Annotated in this window: 19 protein-coding genes and 2 pseudogenes; 9 read left to right on the top strand and 12 right to left on the bottom strand. The window is 71.3% G+C overall.

Annotated features, from left to right (window positions below; translation table 11 throughout):
* Nucleotides 1-30: 30 nt before the first annotated feature.
* The 4 genes from ACFYXV_RS30945 to ACFYXV_RS30930 all read right to left on the bottom strand — a co-directional run bounded on the left by ACFYXV_RS30945 (nt 31) and on the right by ACFYXV_RS30930 (nt 3326).
* Nucleotides 31-588: a hypothetical protein gene (locus ACFYXV_RS30945; RefSeq protein ID WP_389384657.1), complete on the bottom strand. Its 558-nt coding sequence runs from the start codon at nt 586-588 to the stop codon at nt 31-33.
* An 18-nt stretch (nt 589-606) separates the two neighbouring features.
* Entirely contained in the window at nt 607-1884 is a 1278-nt protein-coding gene (locus ACFYXV_RS30940; protein WP_389384656.1) for an MFS transporter, read from the bottom strand.
* Nucleotides 1885-2000: 116 nt separating this feature from the next.
* Nucleotides 2001-2900, bottom strand: coding sequence for an NAD-dependent protein deacetylase (locus ACFYXV_RS30935; protein WP_385462639.1), 900 nt, complete (start codon nt 2898-2900; stop codon nt 2001-2003).
* Between the two features lie 30 nt (nt 2901-2930).
* The gene (locus ACFYXV_RS30930; protein ID WP_389384655.1) at nt 2931-3326 is read right to left on the bottom strand and encodes a hypothetical protein; all 396 of its coding nucleotides are present in this window, start codon (nt 3324-3326) and stop codon (nt 2931-2933) included.
* Nucleotides 3327-3524: 198 nt separating this feature from the next.
* Between ACFYXV_RS30930 and ACFYXV_RS30925 the strand changes: the two genes are divergently transcribed.
* Nucleotides 3525-5105 (top strand): carboxylesterase/lipase family protein, encoded by a 1581-nt coding sequence (locus ACFYXV_RS30925; protein ID WP_389384654.1) that lies wholly within the window; start codon nt 3525-3527, stop codon nt 5103-5105.
* Nucleotides 5106-5466: 361 nt separating this feature from the next.
* Here ACFYXV_RS30925 and ACFYXV_RS30920 read toward each other — a convergent pair.
* The 4 genes and pseudogenes from ACFYXV_RS30920 to ACFYXV_RS30905 form a co-directional block, all read right to left on the bottom strand.
* Nucleotides 5467-5730, bottom strand: a pseudogene (locus tag ACFYXV_RS30920) (hypothetical protein); the annotation flags it as partial.
* Nucleotides 5731-6172: 442 nt separating this feature from the next.
* Nucleotides 6173-6766: a ribosome-inactivating family protein gene (locus ACFYXV_RS30915; RefSeq protein ID WP_389384653.1), complete on the bottom strand. Its 594-nt coding sequence runs from the start codon at nt 6764-6766 to the stop codon at nt 6173-6175.
* 243 nt (nt 6767-7009) lie between these two features.
* The gene (locus ACFYXV_RS30910) at nt 7010-7231 is read right to left on the bottom strand and encodes a hypothetical protein (protein WP_385462652.1); all 222 of its coding nucleotides are present in this window, start codon (nt 7229-7231) and stop codon (nt 7010-7012) included.
* 104 nt (nt 7232-7335) lie between these two features.
* Nucleotides 7336-8184, bottom strand: a complete 849-nt coding sequence (locus tag ACFYXV_RS30905; protein ID WP_385462655.1) for a MurR/RpiR family transcriptional regulator — start codon at nt 8182-8184, stop codon at nt 7336-7338.
* A gap of 69 nt (nt 8185-8253) precedes the next feature.
* On the opposite strand from ACFYXV_RS30905, the gene ACFYXV_RS30900 reads away from it, so the two are divergent.
* Nucleotides 8254-9111 (top strand): EamA family transporter, encoded by an 858-nt coding sequence (locus tag ACFYXV_RS30900; RefSeq protein WP_385462694.1) that lies wholly within the window; start codon nt 8254-8256, stop codon nt 9109-9111.
* Nucleotides 9112-9189: 78 nt separating this feature from the next.
* On the opposite strand, the gene ACFYXV_RS30895 is transcribed toward ACFYXV_RS30900, so the two are convergent.
* Nucleotides 9190-10662: a hypothetical protein gene (locus ACFYXV_RS30895; RefSeq protein ID WP_389384652.1), complete on the bottom strand. Its 1473-nt coding sequence runs from the start codon at nt 10660-10662 to the stop codon at nt 9190-9192.
* 275 nt (nt 10663-10937) lie between these two features.
* Here ACFYXV_RS30895 and ACFYXV_RS30890 point away from each other — a divergent pair, with 275 nt between their 5' ends.
* Nucleotides 10938-11909: an amidohydrolase family protein gene (locus tag ACFYXV_RS30890; protein ID WP_385462661.1), complete on the top strand. Its 972-nt coding sequence runs from the start codon at nt 10938-10940 to the stop codon at nt 11907-11909.
* A gap of 49 nt (nt 11910-11958) precedes the next feature.
* Here ACFYXV_RS30890 and ACFYXV_RS30885 read toward each other — a convergent pair whose 3' ends face one another.
* Nucleotides 11959-12603, bottom strand: a complete 645-nt coding sequence (locus ACFYXV_RS30885) for a dihydrofolate reductase family protein (RefSeq protein ID WP_385462697.1) — start codon at nt 12601-12603, stop codon at nt 11959-11961.
* 174 nt (nt 12604-12777) lie between these two features.
* Between ACFYXV_RS30885 and ACFYXV_RS30880 the strand changes: the two genes are divergently transcribed.
* Nucleotides 12778-13380, top strand: coding sequence for a TIGR03086 family metal-binding protein (locus ACFYXV_RS30880; protein ID WP_385462664.1), 603 nt, complete (start codon nt 12778-12780; stop codon nt 13378-13380).
* Between the two features lie 22 nt (nt 13381-13402).
* Here ACFYXV_RS30880 and ACFYXV_RS30875 read toward each other — a convergent pair whose 3' ends face one another.
* Nucleotides 13403-13963, bottom strand: a complete 561-nt coding sequence (locus ACFYXV_RS30875; protein WP_385462667.1) for a winged helix-turn-helix domain-containing protein — start codon at nt 13961-13963, stop codon at nt 13403-13405.
* Nucleotides 13964-14186: 223 nt separating this feature from the next.
* Nucleotides 14187-14270, bottom strand: coding sequence for a putative leader peptide (locus ACFYXV_RS30870; protein WP_366105851.1), 84 nt, complete (start codon nt 14268-14270; stop codon nt 14187-14189).
* Nucleotides 14271-14609: 339 nt separating this feature from the next.
* On the opposite strand from ACFYXV_RS30870, the gene ACFYXV_RS30865 reads away from it, so the two are divergent.
* The 5 genes and pseudogenes from ACFYXV_RS30865 to ACFYXV_RS30845 all read left to right on the top strand — a co-directional run.
* A complete protein-coding gene (locus ACFYXV_RS30865; protein WP_385462669.1) occupies nt 14610-15809 on the top strand; it encodes an acyl-CoA dehydrogenase in 1200 nt (399 codons plus the stop codon).
* Nucleotides 15810-15997: 188 nt separating this feature from the next.
* Entirely contained in the window at nt 15998-16456 is a 459-nt protein-coding gene (locus ACFYXV_RS30860) for an RrF2 family transcriptional regulator (RefSeq protein ID WP_383351169.1), read from the top strand.
* Nucleotides 16457-16607: 151 nt separating this feature from the next.
* Nucleotides 16608-16715: a putative leader peptide gene (locus ACFYXV_RS30855; protein ID WP_385836004.1), complete on the top strand. Its 108-nt coding sequence runs from the start codon at nt 16608-16610 to the stop codon at nt 16713-16715.
* Nucleotides 16716-17023: 308 nt separating this feature from the next.
* The gene (locus ACFYXV_RS30850; protein WP_389384651.1) at nt 17024-18136 is read left to right on the top strand and encodes an aliphatic sulfonate ABC transporter substrate-binding protein; all 1113 of its coding nucleotides are present in this window, start codon (nt 17024-17026) and stop codon (nt 18134-18136) included.
* Between the two features lie 50 nt (nt 18137-18186).
* Nucleotides 18187-18351 (top strand): annotated as a pseudogene (locus ACFYXV_RS30845) (ABC transporter ATP-binding protein); the annotation flags it as partial.

Here is an 18351-nt window from a genome sequence, read left to right as displayed (position 1 = left end):
AGTCACGCGCGCCGACGTCCCGGGGGCCGTCTACTCGGCGCGGGGGCCTGCGGCGGACGGGGGCGCCGATCCTTCGGACAGTTCCTTGAGCGTCAGGAGTTGCTTGCGCATCATGACGAGATCGCCCCAGGCCAGGAGACGGCGCCGGAGCCGTCGGCCTGTCGTCGCCCCGGTCTCGGCGACGACCTTGACGACCAGGCGGCAGCCCGTTGCGCCGTGCGGGCGCAGGGTGTAGCTCACGGCCATGTGCCCGTGCCGCCCGGCCAGGGCTTCGGGGAGCACGCCGGTGATGTGCACGTCGGTGGTGAAGCCGGCGATCTCGAAGACGAGGAAGGGCTGTCCGAGGGACAGGACGGATGGGGCGGGGAGCAGCACGCGCGGGCTCTTGCGGCCCCGGAAGCCGATCCAGTCGTAGCTGTACGGCGCGATGGTCAGCTGGCGGAGCCATCTGAAGACGAGGCCGGGCGGGGCGGCGATGTCGACGGCCCGTGTCCAGCCCTCGGACCGGCCCGGCACGAGCAGGTCACACGGGTACGACGCGCTCTGCTCCGCCCGCGTGGCGCCCCAGACCCTGCCGCTCACGTCCATGCCGCGACCCTACGTCCGCTACGCCTGTTCCACCTCGCGATCCTCGTTCACCGCCCTCGACCGGTCGCTCGGCGTGAGCCGGTTGACGCGGTGTACGTCCGGGACGCAGAGGTTGAGGACGGTCGTGAGGGCGATGATGCCGGCGCAGGCCAGGAGCGTGCCCTCGCTGCTCCACGCGTCGGCCGCGAAGGCGGCGCCGAGGTAGCCGAGGGGGATGGCGAGGCGTTCGCCTACGCCGTTGAACGCACTCATGCGGCCCTGTTCCGCCGCGGGCACGTGCTGCTGAAAGGCGGTGTTCCAGGCAACGACCGCGACATCGAGTCCGATGCCCGCCAGCAAGGCGGCCACGAGGACGAACGGCAGGGGCATGCCGCAGGCCATGGCGGTCAGGGGGAGCACGAGGGCGCCGCCCGTGGCCACCGCGACCGCGAGCAGCCGGTAGGCCTTCCAGCGAAGGCACACGAGGGTTCCCGCCAGCAGGCCGCAGGCGAGGGCCGCCTGGATCAGACCCCAGTCGCGCGCTCCGGCGTATTGCCGCGCGGCGACGAGGGGGCCGAGGAGCTGGAAGCCCGCCAGCCACGCGGCGACGAGGACCGTGCCGGCGGCCGTGTAGGTCCACAGCCAGGTGCGGGACCAAAAGCCCGTCCAACCCGCCCGCAGATCGACCAGGACGCCTCCGGGCGCGGCGGTCGGGGCCTCCAGGCGCATGCCGAGGAGCAGGACGGCCGCCACGGCGAACGTGACCGCGTCCCACGCCAGTGCCCACGCCGCGCCGCTCGCGGCGACGACGAATCCGCCGACGACCGGGCCCAGCACCCTCACCGCGTTGCCCGGGAGCCTGAGCAGGGCGTTGGCCTGCTGAAGGTGCTCCTCGGGAACGATCTGCGCGACGGCACCTTGAGCGGCCGGAACGATGAACGACGCCGCCGTTCCCGAGACGAAGCCGCACGCCGCGATGGACACGGTCGTCGCATGTCCGGTGGCGACGGTGACGGCCAGCGCACCCTGCGCACACGCGGCCAGCAGGTTGCCGAGGAACAGCAGCCGGCTGCGGGACAGGCGGTCGGCGAAGAGGCCGCCGATGAGCAGGAACACGATCGTGGGAACGGTGTTCACGGCAAGGACCAGGCCGAGGGATCCGGCCCCTCCACCCTGCTCGATGACGGAGTACGCCAACGCGAGGGGGGCCATCGCAGACCCTGTCGCCGAGATGAGGGTGGCGGACGCGAACCGCTGGAAGGGCCCGTTCCGCCACGCTGTGCCGACCTGCTGCGATGACTCGACGACCGTCTTCATGATCTCCCTTGGCTCGGCGCAGCGAGCACTCTAATGCAGGGGTGCGCCATGCCGGACGGAGCGTCACGCGTTTCGGACAGCGGGGCGATCGCCCATGCCCGCAGAGGACTTGAGCCTCAGGTTGCCGGCCGGTCGTCGACCGGAATGCCCAGTCGGTCGGCCAGGGCGGTGAGGGTCGGGCCCAGGGGGAGCGCGACCCGGGTGAGGGCGTGCTCGTCGCCGCGGGTGGGGTCGTGGTTGACGATCAGTACGGGCTTACCGGCCCGGGCCGCCTGCCGGACGAACCGGAGCCCCGACATCACGGTGAGCGAGGAGCCCAGGACCACGAGCGAGCGTGCCCCGTCGACCAGTTCGCGGCAGCGCACGACCCGCTGGGGCGGAACGGACTCGCCGAAGAACACCACGTCCGGCTTGAGGACGCCGGCGCACCGCGCGCACGGCACCACACGGAAGCCGCCGACCTGCCCGTCGGTGAGGTCGGCGTCACCGTCCGGGTTCAACCCGGCGGCGACGGGCTCGAATCCGGGATTGGCGTCCGCGAGCCTCCGGGCGACTTCTCGGCGCGATTCGAAGGTGCCGCAGGAAAGGCAGACGACCCGCTCCAGGCTCCCGTGCAGTTCCACCACCCCCTCGCTGCCGGCGGCCTGGTGCAGCCCGTCGACGTTCTGGGTGATCACGCCCGAGAGCAGCCCGCGACGCCCGAACGCCGCCACGGCCCGGTGCCCGGCATTGGGACGGGCCCGGCCGAACGTGCGCCAGCCGAGGTGGCTGCGTGCCCAGTACCGGCGTCGCGCCTGGGCGCTGGCGGTGAATTCCTCGTAGGTCATGGGGGTGTGCCGACTCAGGCTCCCGCCCTTGCCCCGGTAGTCGGGGATGCCCGACTCCGTGGACAGGCCCGCCCCGCTGAGCACCAGCACGTCGCCGCTGCGCAGCGCGTCGGCGACCGGCTCCGGATCGGTGGTGCCGGGCCGTAGGCCCACGGGAGGCGTCCAGCTCAGAGTGGGGCGCGTGCGCATACCTGCCAGCGTACGCAACCGTCGACACGCCTAGCCGTCGTCGCCGTCGTCGCCGTCGTCGTCGCCTTCACCGTCGTACGTTCCCGCTTCCACTTCCAGCGCGAGCTGCTGGAGGACCTCGATGGAGGTGATGTCGGTGCGGCCGGCGTCGTGGGCCATGGCGAGGCTGGTGAACGCCAGGCTGAAGCCCGCGACCATGGTGTGGAGGGCCGGGCCGAGGGCTCCCGCGACGAGACGGGCCACCTGCTGCGGGGAGGCGTCGGCGGGGACGCTGATCGAGGGCAGCATCTCGTTGAGCAGCTGGGTGACGACCCCGGCTTCCGTTTCGGGAGCGTCGTCGCCCTCGCCGGCCTCGGCTGCCCGGCGGATCTCCTGGGACTCGGTGAGGATGCCGATGACTCGCTTGAGGACCTCTGCGCGTTCCATCGTCGGAGCGTAACCGGCGCCGGCCCGGGTGCGGGCTCACATTCGGGAGCCGGGTACGTGAACCGTCGCCGCGTCTCCATGGGCCGGGATCCCCGTCGCCCCTTGACCCCGATCACACACATAGCGTATTGATTGCGGTCGTCAAAATATCTCCATAGCACCCGAGTCCCGTAGCGCGACCTCTCCGAAGGAGCCCCCATGGGTGCCACCGTCCAGATCTCGACCGGCAAGATCGCGGGCACGGCAGAGAACGGACTGTCCGTCTTCAAGGGCATTCCCTACGCCCTCCCGCCGGAAGGGCCCCTGCGCTTCGGGGCGCCGGTCCCGGTCCCGTCATGGGACGGGGTCCGTCCGGCGGCGTCCTTCGGCAGCGCTCCCCCGCAGCTGCCCCTCGTGCCGGGGATGCCGGCTGCCTGGCGGCCGGAGGAGGGCCTGGACTGCCTCAGTGTCAACGTGTGGACCCCGGGCGGTGGCGGTGACCGGCTGCCGGTCATGGTGTGGATCTACGGCGGCGGGTGGAAGTCCGGCCACTCCGCCGACCCGGGATACGACGGCGAGGTACTCGCGCGGGGCGGCGTGGTCATGGTGACGTTCAACTACCGCGTCGGCTTCGAGGGATTCGGGTACGTGCCCGGAGCGCCTGCCAACAGGGGGTTCCTCCACCAGGCCGCCGCACTCGCCTGGGTGCACGAGAACATCGCCACCTTCGGCGGCGACCCGGACAACGTCACGCTCTTCGGCGAGTCGGGGGGAGGCGCGTCCACCGCCGCCCTGCTGTCCGCGCCCGCCGTCCGCGGCCTGTTCCGCCGTGCCATCGTCCAGAGCATGGCCGGACGGTTCCTCCCCGAGGAGGAGGCCCGGCGCATCTCCTCGATGACCGCGCGAGCGCTCGGCGTGGGTCTGGACGGGCTGGCGTCCGCGACCCCACGGGAACTGCTGTCGGTCCAGGACGTGTCCCTGCCCGCGATGCGGGCGGATCCGGCGGACTGGACGACCCCCGAGGCGATCACCTCGTTCTCCCCCGTCATCGACGGCGTCACCGTGGTCGACAAGCCCTGGCTGGCGATCCGTTCGGGCTGCGCCCGCGACATCGACCTGATCGCGGGCTACACGCACGATGAGTTCACGATGTTCGCCATGCAGCGCGGCATCGTCAAAATGGGGATCGGCGCCATGGTCAAGGCCGCGCCGATGATGCTCACGGCCGCACGGGAGGGATTCCGGGACCGGGCAGCCGGCAAGCCGTCGCTGCCCTCGGCGCGGATCCGCCGCCTCGACCTCGACGCCGTGGGCGAGGAGCTGCGCCTCGGTCGCGGGGCGGCCGCCGGCTACCGCGCCGCTCACCCCGGCCTGACCGATGCCCGGTTGTACGTCGAGATGTACTCCGACGCCCTGTTCCGCATGCCCTCCACCTGGCTGGCGGAGGCGCACGCCGCCGCGGGCGGCCGCTCCTGGCTCTACGACTTCACCTGGAGCAGCCCGGCCTTCGGCGGAGCCCTGGGCGCCTGTCACACCATGGACATCCCCGCGACCTTCGGTCACACGAAGGGCCACCTCTCCGCTTTCCTGTTCGGCGGCAAGCCCCCCTCGCAGGATTTCGTCCGGCTCTCCGAGCGGCTCCGCTCCTCGTGGATCTCGTTCGCCGCCTCGGGGGACCCGGGCTGGCCGGCCTTCTCGGCGGACCGGCCGACGACCCGCGTCTGGGACGTCGAACCGGCCCTCACCGAGGACCCGCTCCCGGCTTCCCGCCGGATCTGGCGGGAGCATTCCGGCCTCTGACCCGCGCGGAGCGCGGCCCGGCGGGTCAGCCGACGCGCTCGATGCGCGCCCGGCGGATCAGGTTCTTGCCCGGCTCCCGCACCTTGTCGAAGGCCGCGTTGTTCAACAGCACGCAACTACCCGACGGCCCGTTCACCGCCACCGTCGTCGACTGACCGTTGTCCAGATTCGTCACCTTCAGCTTCGCCCCCACCGGGAACGTCCCACTGCTCGCCGCCGGCGCACCCCCCTCTCCGGACAGAGTCACCGTCGATCCCTGGCACACCACTTCCCCGGTGGCAGGCGGCACCTTCACGCCGCTCGCGCCGGCCGCACCCGTCGTACCGGGCGCACCTGTCGTACCGGCCGGTGCGGCACCGCCGCCCACGCGCTCGATGCGCGCCCGGCGGATCAGGTTCTTGCCCGGCTCCCGCACCTTGTCGAAGGCCGCGTTGTTCAACAGCACGCAACTACCCGACGGCCCGTTCACCGCCACCGTCGTCGACTGACCGTTGTCCAGATTGGTCACCTTCAATTTCGTCCCCACCGGGAACGTCCCGCTGCTCGCCGCCGGCGCACCCGCCTCCCCCGACAAGGTCACCGTCGACCCCTTGCACACGACGTCGGGGGCGGCCGCGTTGCCGGTCGCCATCGTCGTGACGACCACTCCGGTCACCAGGGTTCCCGTGGCGACAGAGAGCACGAGCTTCTTCTTGAGACTCACGGTCCGCTTTCGCGACATTGACACTCCTCGATCGATGGATGCTGGCCTCCCCCCTCCTGCTTACGGCCTGCATCCCGTGCGATTTCAATCCTTGTCGCCGTCTTACAAATACCTCCGCGAGGCGGTTTGAGGTCTTCCCCGGTCCCGCCCCGATGGTCCGGTCACCTGTGGAGCACGATCAAAGCGCAGGTGAGCGCCTTGCCGCCGACAGCGGTCGATGGGCGCGCAGTGCTGATGCCGAACGCCGCCCGATGCCGATGCGATGCGAGTACAGGCAGGTTTAAGGCTCAGCTGACCTCCCCTTAAGGTCCCGGGCCGACGTTGTGGACGGGTACCCGACAGGTACCGGTCCGTTCGTCGGTTTTCAGGCCGGTGCCGCGTCCGACAGCCGTCCTCCGGTCATCCAGATGCGCGACATCGCATCGGCCAGGGCGGGATATCGGGCAGCCTCGCAGATCATTTCCGACAGCACGAGAAGTCCGTGCGCGGTGCACCGCGGATCCCGGTTCCGGTGCAGCCAGGTAACCGCGTTGCCCAGTTGCCGGCGTCCCAGCGAGATCCCCAAACGCCGCACCGCCGCGGCCGTCTCCAGATCGGAGCGGCCTCCGCCGAACGGCAGGACTTCGGTTCGGCGGATGCCGGGTGGCGCAATGGAGTCGCGCACGTGCCGGACGGACGCTTCCCTCGGAGCCTGCCCGTTCTCGAGAGTGTTTCGGAATCCGACCATGCGCATGCCCGCGTCCTCCAGGCGGAGTTCGATGTAGAGGTCCATGGACAGACCCCGGAGCTGCATGTGCAGGGGCAGGTAGGCCAATTCCCCGGGCCGTCTCGAAGCCCCGCCGAAGAATCCCTGAGCATCCTCCGCCCTCGACCGGATGGTCGAGGTCAAGAGCTGGTACTCGTCCGCCGATGCGTGCGCCGGGGAAAACGAAACGGGTTTCAGCATCGCCGGCCGCATCAGGGGAGACCTCCTGATATCCGCCTTCCCGGAATTAATCCGGCCGCGCTCGGTTCGATCCTGCTGTGTTCACGCATACGCAGACACCGCCTTCGGAATTCTCCCCATCGCAGGGTTTCGGATCGGTCCGATCCTTTGTAGTCGCCCCGACGACAACCGGGCGAATAATTGCCCCCTGATGCTAAGAAATCGGCGCAGGCGTGCGAAGGGCCGACGAACGCGGCTGAAGGCGGCTACCGGCTGCTACCCCTTGACGGGGTCGGCTCCGGGCCGCTTGACGATCCGGTCCCCGACCTCGATCGACTTCCAGAGGCCGCGGCCGATCCGGACCTTGATCGTTTCGCCTTGGGCGAGGCGGATCTCGGCGAAGTGGTACATGTTCGAGCCGTCGAGCATGCCCCTTGACAGGTTGACCACGACACCGTCCCAGGAGTCGTCACGTCCGATTTTGTGTGAGTTCGACATGTCGTGAAGCCTAAGGAGACCGGCAGGCCCTCCGGTAGGGCCGCCCATCCCCTCTCGGACCGTACAAATGTCATGCCGGGACGGCCGCACACCGGTGACCGCCCTCAGTACGAATGGTCGACCGTGACGTCCGCCGACAGCCGCAGCGCCGCTTCGGCCGGCGCTCCGCGCAATCCCAGCAGGGTGAGCGTGAGGGCATCGATCACGGTGAGGTGGGCCAGCCGGCTGGCGACGGTTTCGAGCCCGAACACCAGGTCCTGACCGCCCGCGACCAGCGTGCGGTCGGCGGACTCGCTCAGCGGCGAGCGGGCGTAGCTCGTCAGGGCGACGACACGGGCTCCGGCCCGCCGCGCCCCCCGCGCGGCGTCCACCGTGCTGCGCGTCGCGCCCGTGTGGCTGATCGCCAGGCAGGCATCGGCGGACGTCAGCTGCGAGGCGGCCAGCTGCGCCGTCAGCGGGTCGGCCGGAGCGTCGACCGCGCAGCCGAGCGCGCGGAGCCGGTAGGCGGTGTCCAGCGCCACCGCGCCGGACAGTCCCGCGCCGACGACCAGCACCCGGGCCGCCGTGTCGATCAGTCCGGCCGCCGCGCGCAGCAGCTCCGGGGTCACCGTCGCCGCGACCCCGTCCAGCGCCTCCCGGGCGGCACGGAGCGTGTCGTCCAGGGCGCGGGCGGCCGGGTCCCGGTCCCGGGAGGGCTCCCGGACGGGGGCCTGCCGGGCGGCGGCGATCTTCAGTTCCTGGTACCCGCGGAACCCCAGCCGCTGGCAGGCCCGTACGACGGTGGACGGCGCGGTGCCGGCCAGCGCCGCGACGTCGCTGACGCTGAGGTGCACCAGATCGGCGCCCTTGTCGAGGACGACCTGCGCGACCCTGGCTTCGGTGTCGCGCAGCTCGGACAGGTGCGCCCGGACGTAGGCGGCGAGCCCGCCCCTGGTCGCGGAATCAAATTCCATGGAGTTACCCTAGCAAGGAAATTCATTCCACAGCTCCGGGGAGCGAACGTGCCAGCACACCTGCCGTCCATGACGGGGGCTGCCGCCGTGCCCGCCGTCGTCCTCGCCTCGGCGGTGCTGCACGCCACCTGGAACGGCCTCACTCACGGCCTGCGCGACAAACTGGCCGGCTTCACTCTCATCAGCCTCGCCTCCGCCGGGTGCGGAGCGGTGCTCGTCTGCCTCGCCCCGCTGCCCGACCCCAGGGCCTGGCCGTACATCGCCGGCTCCGCCGCCCTGCAGGTCGCGTACCAACTCCTGTTGCTGCGCTCCTACCAGCTGGGGGACTTCGGCCAGATGTACCCGACCGCCCGGGGTACCTCACCCGTCGTGGTGGCCTTGGTCTCCACCGCCTTCCTCGGCCACTCCCTGCCCGTCGGGCAGGCCCTCGGCATCGCGGTGGTCTCCTGCGGGCTGGCCGCTCTCGCCCTGGCCGACGGGATCCCCGGCCGCGCCCAACTCCCCGCACTGGCAGCCGCGGTCGGCACCGGCGTGATGATCGCCTCCTACACCCTCGTCGACGGCAGCGGCGTCCGCGTCTCGGGCAGCGTCTTCGGCTACATCGCCTGGCTCTACCTCTGCCAGGGACTCGTCCTCCCGCTCATCGCCTGGGCCCGCCGGGGCCCCGCCCTGCTCACCGCGCTGCGCCCGCTGTGCGGCCGCGGGCTGGCCGGCGGGCTGCTCTCGCTCCTCGCGTACGGGCTCGTCGTATGGGCACAGTCCCGCGGCGACCTCGCCACCATCGCCGCCCTCCGGGAGACCAGCATCGTCTTCGGCGCCCTGATCGGCGCGGTCGTGTTCCGCGAACGCCTCGGCCACCGCCGCATCGCGGCGAGTGCCGCCGTCCTGGCCGGCATCGCCGTGCTCCAGCTCACCGGCGGCGCCTGAGTGCCCGGTCCGGGTCAGGGCCGCCGGTGGCCGCGGTGAAGCTCCCGCGACGCCTGCCGCGGTCAGTGGGGGAACCCGTCAGCTGTCGGAGCGGAACGCCCCGTGGACGCGCAGGTCACCGTTGATCGCGACGAGATCGTCCCGGGTGTGCATGATCCACCCGACGTCCTTGTTGCGAACCGACAGGTGTCCGTTGGCGTTGACCTTTCCGATGAACAGCGAGTCTCCCTGGACGCGCAGTTCGCCGTTGACCGATATCTCGCCGTCGTTCGTGTGCATGACCCAGGCACCTCCGCCCCGGACCGAGAGGTGTCCGTTCGCGTTCACCTTTCCCTCGAACTGCGACTCCCCGCGGACGACGAGGGCCCCGTTGGCGTTCACCTCGCCCTCGGCGTCGAGGCGGCCGCGGACGATCAGCCGCGGCGGGCCGTCCTGCGTCTCCAGCACGTTGTCGATGGTCAGACCGCCCTGGAGGGTGAGGCGTTCCTTGACCCGGGCCCGCTGCGCGGTCACGTCGTTCAAGTCCGCCTTGTCGGCCGCGACGGTTCCCCACTGGCGGTTTCCGGCGCCCTGGAACACGTTCAGCCCGGCGGCCGGGAACTCGATCCATCCGTCGGCGGCCGTGCGGCCCTGCACCCACTTGGTGTTGATCCCGTTGAGGTCCGCCTTGTCGGCGGCGACGGTTCCCCACTCCTGCTTCCCGTCCCTGCGCACGTTCACGCCGGACTGCGGGAACTCGATCCATCCCTTGCCGGCGTCGCGGTCCCCCACCCACGGGGCGCGCACCCCGTTCGTCGCCGTGACGCTCTCGAACTCGGGGCTGCGCAGGTGGACGGTGGTGGTGAGGAAGGACCCCGGCTGTTGCGAGCCCGGGGAAGTGGCCATGAGGGTGTACGTGGCGTCCCGCTTCGGCTCCTGGCCCGCCTTCGGCGACCACTCCCAGCCGGAGGCCCCGCTCCTCGACGTGACGGTCTCCGCGGAACCGTCCGGACCTAGGATGCGGTACGTGAGGGTGTCGGGCCCGTCCCACCTCAGGACCACGTCCTTGCCCGAGGCCACCAGGGAGTCCTTCGGGCGGAAGTTGCGCGGCACCCTGGACACCTGTTTCAGCAGGCTCAGCGTCACGGGGTTGCTCTGCACCCTGGCGCCGTTCGCCGCCCTCTCCGTCACGTGCAGGAGCACCAGGCCCGGCACGGCGGAGACCGGGAAGCCGTCCAGTACCAGGGCCAGTGAGCCGGCTTGCCGGAACAGTGTGTTGGGGCGGGCGGTCACCGTGAGGACGCTCGTGTCGCCGTCCCAGACGACCGCGGGCTCCTCCCCCTGTTTCGTCGCGGTGTTGTGTTCGACCCGTGCGTTGATCGTCTTCGGATGGAGGGTCAGATCGCCGTCCGCCGGGCCGGCGGGTACCCGTATCTCGATCGAGTACCAGATCACCTCGTCCATGGTCGGATTGGAGACGACGACGTGGACCGCCCCCTGGGTCTCGTCCCCTGCCCCCGGTACCTGGAGCGGAGCCGGGTCGGTGAGGATTTCGTAGTGCAGAGAAGCCATCGCTGAAGACCCCCTGTGTCTGCCGTGCGGACGCTCGCCCCCCAACGGACGCAGCCCCTGTAGCACAGCACTCGCCGCACGCCCGTCGGCCCCGAACCGGCCCAAGCGGCGCGAATCCGTCCCACGCTGGCCGAATCGGTGATCCTTCGCCTTTCCGGCGGCCCGGGCTCCGTGGCCCGCGCCCGCGGCCGGCGCCCGCTGCCCCGCACCGGCCGCCCCCTGGCCGCCCGCTGGTCCGGGCGCTGCGCGCGGTGTTCCATGGAGGTGTGGGCTCCTTGCGTATCGATGTGCACGCGCATCTGTGGACCGCCCAGTACCTCGACCGCCTCGAACGGCTCGGGAAGACGGACACGGCCACCCAGCGCGGAATCGGCGCCGATGTCACCGGCGCCGACTTGGAACACCGTTTCGCGTTGATGGAACGGGCCGGCATCGACCTGCAGGTGCTCTCGGTGGCCCCGCAGTGCCCGCACGTGGAGAAGGAGTCCGAGGCGGCGGATCTGGCGCGGGCGGCGAACGACTCGTACGCGGAGGTGGTGGGCCGCTACCCGGATCGCTTCCGCGCGTTCGCGGCGGTTCCGCTGCCCCACGTCGACGCGGCCCTCGACGAGACCGCCCGGGCCCTCGACCGGCTCGGCGCGGTCGGCGTCGGAGTGACCACGACCGTACTCGGCCGTACGCTCGCGGATCCGCTGCTGTGGCCCCTCTACGAGGAACTCGACCGGCGGGCAGCCGTTCTGTACGTGCACCCGTCCGGCGAGGGCGCCGCCAGCCCCCTGATCACCCGGCACGGCATGACGTGGATGGTGGGGGCACCGGTGGAGGACACGGTGGCGATGATGCACCTGGTCCTCGCGGGCATCCCCGCCCGCTACCCCCGGATGCGGGTGCTCGCCTCACACCTGGGCGGAGCGCTGCCGCTCCTGCCGCGCCGCCTCGACGACCACCTGGCCTTCGAATCCCCCGACACGCCCGAACTGCCCTCCGTGGCCCTCGGGCGGCTCTGGTACGACACGGTCAGCCACGTGCACCCGCCGGCACTGGCGGCCGCCGCCGCGACCTTCGGCGCGGACCGCCTCGTCCTCGGCACGGACTACCCCTACGAGGACGGGGAGCGCTTCGTGCAGGCCGTGGAGTACGTGGGCCGCTCGGGCCTGGCACCGCGGGAAGCCGCCGAGATCCTCGACGGAAATGCCGCCCGGCTGCTGAACCTGAACGGTTCGGAGTCGGGTGCCGGTTCCCCGTGACCACCGGGCCCGAGGTCGTGAACGGCCGCCCGGCGTCCCGGGAGACCGCTCAGGCCCCGTTTCGGACACCGCGATCGGGCGCGCTCATGTCCCCCGTCGCGGGCGTGCCGCCGGCGAGCCCGTAACGCAGGTGGACGGTGCCCTTCGGCCCGGCTGCCGGAGGTTCGAGCAGGGCGAGGTTGGTGGGTACCGTGCCGCCGTCGAACACCTTCTTGCCCACGCCGAGCAGGATCGGGTGCACCCAGAGGTCGAGGCGGTCGAAGAGCTTCTCGCGCAGGAGGCTCTGCACCAGGTTCAGGCTGCCGACGACCTTCACGTTCTCGTGCCGGTCGCGGATCTCACGCACCGCGGCCGCGAGGTCCGGGCCGAGCTGCGCGGACCCGGCCCACGAGAGGTCGGGCTTGCCGCGCGAGGCCACGTACTTCGGGACGCTGTTGAAGAGCGTGGCGATCTCGCCGTCCTCGCCGCCCTTCTGATGGGGCCAGTAGGCGGCGAAGAGGTCGTAGGTCCGCCTGCCGAGCAGGAGGGCGTCGGTGCCCGCGTACGCGGCACCGACCTGCGCCCCGCTGACCTCGTCGAGCAGGGGCGCCTGCCAGCCGCCGTACGGGAACCCCTCCGGGTCTTCCTCGGGGCCGCCGGGCGCCTGCCCGACGAGGTCGAGGGTCGCGAACATCTCGATGTGGATGAGGCCCATGGCTTCCTCCGGTGAGTCGGTTGTCTCCGTCAAGAGATAGACCGGCGGACGCCCGCAAACTCATCGACACGACGGAACCCGGCGCCGACGGGCCGCACGGTGCCCGCGTGGCGATCTGCCCCGGCCTCGTCACCGGTCTACCCTTCAGGCGCAGTACCCAGGAGGGAGCGGCGAATGCCCGACACGACGGCTGTCGATCTCGGACCGCAGGCCCGGATCGTGGCCCGGCTCGCGAGGGGCGTCCCCGACGCGGCGCTCGCCGGCCGGACGCCGTGCCCCGAGTACAGGGTCCGCGACCTGCTGGGCCACCTCGCGGGCCTCGCCGTCGCGTTCCGCGACGCCGCCCGCAAGGAGCTGGGCCCCACCACGGACACGGCCCCGGGCGCCACCTCGCCCCCCTTGCCCGCCGACTGGCGCGAGGAACTGCCCCGGGCCCTGACCGAGATGGCCGGGGCATGGAGGGAACCGGCTGCCCTGGCCGGCATGACCCGTGCGGGGGGCGTGGACCTGCCCGGCGGGATCGCGCTGGTGGTGGCCGCCGACGAGCTGGTCGTCCACGGCTGGGACCTGGCCAGGGCCACCGGCCAGGAGTACACGCCCGACGACGCCGCGCTGCGCGTCGCCCACGCCTTCCTGCTGCGGGCCGCCGAGGACGAGGACCGCGGCGGGGGCATCTTCGGAGCCGTCGTGCCCGTGCCGGACGACGCCCCCCTCATCGACCGGACGATCGGGCTCAGCGGGCGCGATCCCCGCTGGACGGCGCCGCCGGCTTCCTGACTGCTCGACGGCCGGACCTGGTCTACCGGTGGTCGGGAACGTACTTGTAGCCGACGCGGCGCACGGTGGAGATGCGGTCCCGGTGGGCGGGTCCGAGCTTGCGGCGCAGCCGGGCCACGTGGACGTCGACCGTCCGGCCGTCGCCGATGTGCCCGTAGCCCCAGATGCCCGTGATGAGGGAATCACGCGTGTGGACCGTGTACGGGTGGGCCACGAGATGGGCCAGGAGGTCGAACTCCAGGTACGTGAGGTCCAGTTCGTGCCCGTCGACCTCGGCCAGCCGGCGCGCCGGGTCCACCCGGATCGCATCGTCGGGCCGGACGGGGTCGGGCTGCGGGGCCCGCTCCGGCTCGGGGGTCCGCGGCAGTCCGAGCCCGAGGGGATGGATCTCCGGGCGGATGCCGTGCGCCTGCATCAGCGCGACCGGGTCCACATCCGCCGGCAGGAACACGAGGTACCCGACGCGGCCGCCATCGGTCCCGCCGACGGGGACGGCCGGGGCAGCGTGCGGACGGTCGCCGACCAGCTGGAGGCGGGGAGCGGGGGAACGGCGGACGGCGGTTGCGGGGATTGCGGTGGTCATGATGAGCCCCTTCGGCTGCGCGGAGTGAGGTACGGATGCCGGGTGTTCGGGCGCGGCAGGGCAGGGCGGTTCCGTTGACCGTGTCGACCGGGAGGGTCGGCGTGGCGCATCCCGGATCGAAGCGCACGACCCTGAGGGCCGGGGCCACGGGAAAGGCGCGACGCACGGAGGAAGCGGCGCCGGGAGATCGGCGCGCACTGGAGGAATGCCCTGACGAAAAGCCCTAGAGGGGGCGGCAGACGGCGCTGGCGACGCGACGGAGGTCAACGTGCCTGCGGCGTACGAGCAACGGCTGCGACGGGGACATGGGCACATCCTGAGGTGCGCGGCGGATGCTCGTCAACACTTCCCTACTCGTTGCGTAGGAAATGGCTGGACCAACCGCATGGGGGCTGCCCCGCGCCAGGAGGGCGCCGAGGCCCAACTTCCCTGTTCAGCGCAGTGCTTGACGGTGGATCCGGCCTCGACCCCAGCTGTCGGGCACCCATCTGCGGCGTCTCTCATTCCGAGATGCAACTGTCCATGATGCGGTCACACCCTTGCCGGGAGGGTCGCTTCGGGCGAATATCCCTATCAATCCGATGGGAAAGGTGGGGATTCGCCGCCCTGCCCGGTCGCCACCCAACAACGTTCCGGAGTAGCCGACATGACCACCTCCAGCCCCGCCGGCCGCCCCTCCACCGACGAGCGCCACCGTGCGCTCCTGCGCACCGCCCGCGACGTGGCGGACGACCTCGCCGCGGACGCCATCGCCCGGGACCAGGCCGGCAAGCCGCCGACCGACGAGACGGCCCGGCTCCGCGAGGCCGGCCTGCCGGCGGCCCTCACCCCGCCCGGACCCGACCGGGGGGCGGACTGGCGTACCGGTTGTGCCGTCGTACGGGAGATCGCGGCGGCGGACAGCTCCGTCGGCGACCTGCTCGCCCGTCACTACGTACACGCCTGGAGCGGGCGCTTCTACGCGGACCACGAGCTCGCCACCGCTCTCGAAGAGCAGTCGGTGCGCGAGCGCTGGCTGTGGACCGGGGCGGTCCGCACCCCCGCCCCCGGCGGCGACACCGAGGGACCGGACCTCACCCTGAGGCCCCGCCCCGCTGGCCAGGTGCTGAACGGACACCGGTACGTGGACACGGCGGTGGACGCCGCCGACCAGATCGTGGTGGACGCCGTCTGCGCCGCGACCGGCGACGTCCTGGTCGTACGGATTCCGGCCGACGCGCGGGGCCTGAGCGTCGACCCCGCCCACGATCGCCTCGGACAGCGGGTCGCCGGCGCGGGCCGGGTCGTCCTGGACCGGGTCGCCATCGCGCCGGAGCAGGTGCTGGGCCGCCGACCCCACGACGAGGAGTCGACCCCGCCCGTCACCGCGCTCGCGGAGCCGGCGCTGCGGCTCGCCCTGTGCCACGTCGGCCTCGGCATCGCCGAGGGCGCGCTGACCGAAGCCCGCGACCTCAGCAGGGGCGGCCGCGCACACCGGCTGCCCGGGGAGGACCCGGATCTCTTCCTGACGTACGGGGAACTCGCCTCGGCCGCCCAGACGGCCAACGCCGTGGTCGACCGGGCGACGGAGGTCATGGCGCAGGCCCTCGCCACGGGTGCGCACCTCGACGCCGACACACCCGCGGGCGTCGCCGCCCTGGTCGCCACGGCCGAGGCCGTGACGTCGAAGGCCGCCCTGCACATCACCGCCCGGGTACTGGAACTCGCCGACGCTCCCGGCCTGGACCGCTTCTGGCGCAATGCCCGGGTCCTGACGGCACACCGCCCGGTCGCGCACCGCATGCGCTCCATCGGCGAGCACTACCTCAACGGCTCCCACCGCGCGGTGGCGGCCGCCTTCCACTGACAGGGGGCTCCTGCCCGCGGTGCCGGACCACGAGCCGGGCGCCGGGCTGGCGGGCTGCCGGGCACGCGCACCAGCCCGGCAGCCCGGCAGCCCGGCAGCTTGGCAGCTTGGCGACCCTCGACCCTCGGCCCTCGCCCCGCGCTCGCCCGTGACCGACACCGGCCTGATCCATGTCGGATAATGGCCCCATGCGGATCTCAGCCAGGGCGGACTACGCGGTACGTGCCGCACTGCAGCTTGCCGCGTCGCAGGACGACGGACCGGTGAAGGCCGAAGCCATCGCCGCGGCCCAGGACATCCCGCACAAGTTCCTCGAGGGCATCCTGAACGACATGCGCCGGGGCGGTCTCGTGCTCAGCCAGCGCGGCGGCAACGGCGGCTACCGTCTGGCCAAGCCCGCCGAATCCATCACGATCGCGGACGTCATCCGCGTCGTGGACGGACCGCTCGTCTCGGTGCGCGGGGTCCGCCCGCCGGACCTGTCCTACACCGGACCCGCCCGGTCTCTGCTTCCGCTGTGGATCGCGCTGCGGGCCAATGTGCGCGAGATCCTCGACGGTGTGACGCTCGCCGACGTCGCGTCCTCCGATCTGCCCTCCGGCGTATCGGCACTCGCCGATCCCCCCGGGGCCTGGACCAATCCCTGACCCCTGCCCCACCTCCAGCACGGCCCGCGCCACCTGCCCTTTCTCGCATGGCGAGATTGTGGTGTCCACGATGCGGTCAGCCTCTTGGGCCCGTTGCCGAGCTCTGCCAATATGCCTACCAACCAGGTGGGAAAACTAGGAATCAAGTGAGGTGACGACCGTGCGAGAACTGCACCACGCAGGCCGGACGCTGCCTCTGACCTCCCGCCGGCACATCGACCTCGTACGTACGTCCAGCGCCATCTGTCAGCCCGGCTGACACTCCGCGCCGGGAGCACTCCGCGTACCACCGTCGACCGGGCCACCCGCCGGGTCGGCCTCACCGACCGCGCGCTTTCGAGCGCCGGCGCTCGGCGTACGACCTCGACACCCGTATCCGGGGCGTCCGAAATCCGCCTACTCCTCAGCCGCGACCGAGTCCCCGCCGCCAAGGGCCGGAAGCGGGTGCCGTGTGTGCCGATGGCTCCGGTTCGCCCTCCGCAGCACCCCGTACTTCCGTACCCCCGCACTGCCCCGTCTCCGTACCTCGGTACGTCCGTGAACACCGCCCCGTGAAAGGACACCTCCGTGTCTGCCGCAAGACCGATCACCATCCTGCGCGCCATCGCCGTCACCGCCGCACTCCCCCTGCTGCTCACCGCCTGCGGTTATGGCTCCGAGGCGAAGAAGGACGACGACAAGAAGGCGAATGCCGCGGCCGACGGCGCGAAGAAGCTGTCCGCGTCGGAGGTCCGTATCGGGTACTTCCCGAACCTGACGCACGCCACCGCGCTGGTCGGGATCCAGGAGGGCCTGATCGCCAAGGAGCTCGGCGCGACCGCGATCAAGCCGCAGACCTTCAACGCGGGCCCCTCCGAGATCGAAGCCCTCAACGGCGGCTCCCTCGACATCGGCTTCATCGGCCCCTCGCCCGCGATCAACGGCTACGTGAAGTCCAAGAGCAGCAACCTGCGGATCATCTCCGGGTCCGCCTCCGGCGGCGTCAAGCTCGTCGTCAACCCGGACAAGATCAAGACCCTGGACGACCTCAAGGGCAAGAAGATCGCCACCCCGCAGAAGGGCAACACGCAGGACGTCGCGTTCCTCAACTGGATCGCGGAGAAGGGCTGGAAGGTCGACCCCGAATCCGGCAAGGGTGACGTCTCCGTCGTCCGCACGGACAACAAGGTGACCCCGGACGCCTTCAAGCAGGGCTCGATCGACGGCGCCTGGGTGCCCGAGCCCACCGCCTCCAAGCTGGTCTCCGACGGCGCCTCCGTCCTCCTGGACGAGACCGACCTGTGGCCCGACAAGAAGTTCGTGATCACGAACGTCATCGTGTCGCAGAAGTTCCTCAAGGAGCACCCGGACGTCGTCGAGGCCGTCCTGGCCGGCACGGTGAAGACCAACGAGTGGATCAACGCCAACCCGGACAAGGCGAAGACCTCCGCCAACGCGGCACTGAAGGCACTCAGCGGCAAGGAACTGGAGCCCGCGGTCATCGACCCGGCCTGGAAGAGCATCCTCGTCACCGACGACCCCCTCGCCACCACCTTGAAGACCGAGTCCGACTGGGCGGTCAAGGCCAAGCTCATCGAACAGCCCGACCTCGCCGGCATCTACGACCTGACGCTCCTGAACAAGGTGTTGAAGGCCGCCGGCAAGCCCGAGGTCACCGACGCCGGCCTCGGCGCCAAGTAAGCCTGAGCAGCACAAAAGCCCGTACATACGAATCCCAGGAGGTGACGACCATGGCCACCACACTCGCCACGGCTGCCGAGGCCGCGGTAACGGAGCAGAAGCACGCCGCCCGTATCGAGAACGTCTCGAAGTCCTTCTCCGGCCCGGCCGGATCGCAGCTCGTCCTGGACGACATCAGCCTCGATGTCGCGCCCGGCGAGTTCGTCACCATCCTG

This window comes from Streptomyces sp. NPDC002181, from assembly GCF_042890485.1.
Classification (GTDB): Bacteria; Actinomycetota; Actinomycetes; order Streptomycetales; family Streptomycetaceae; genus Streptomyces.
The sequence above is the reverse complement of the archived record's forward strand: the minus strand, read 5'-3'. Positions and strand labels throughout refer to the sequence as shown.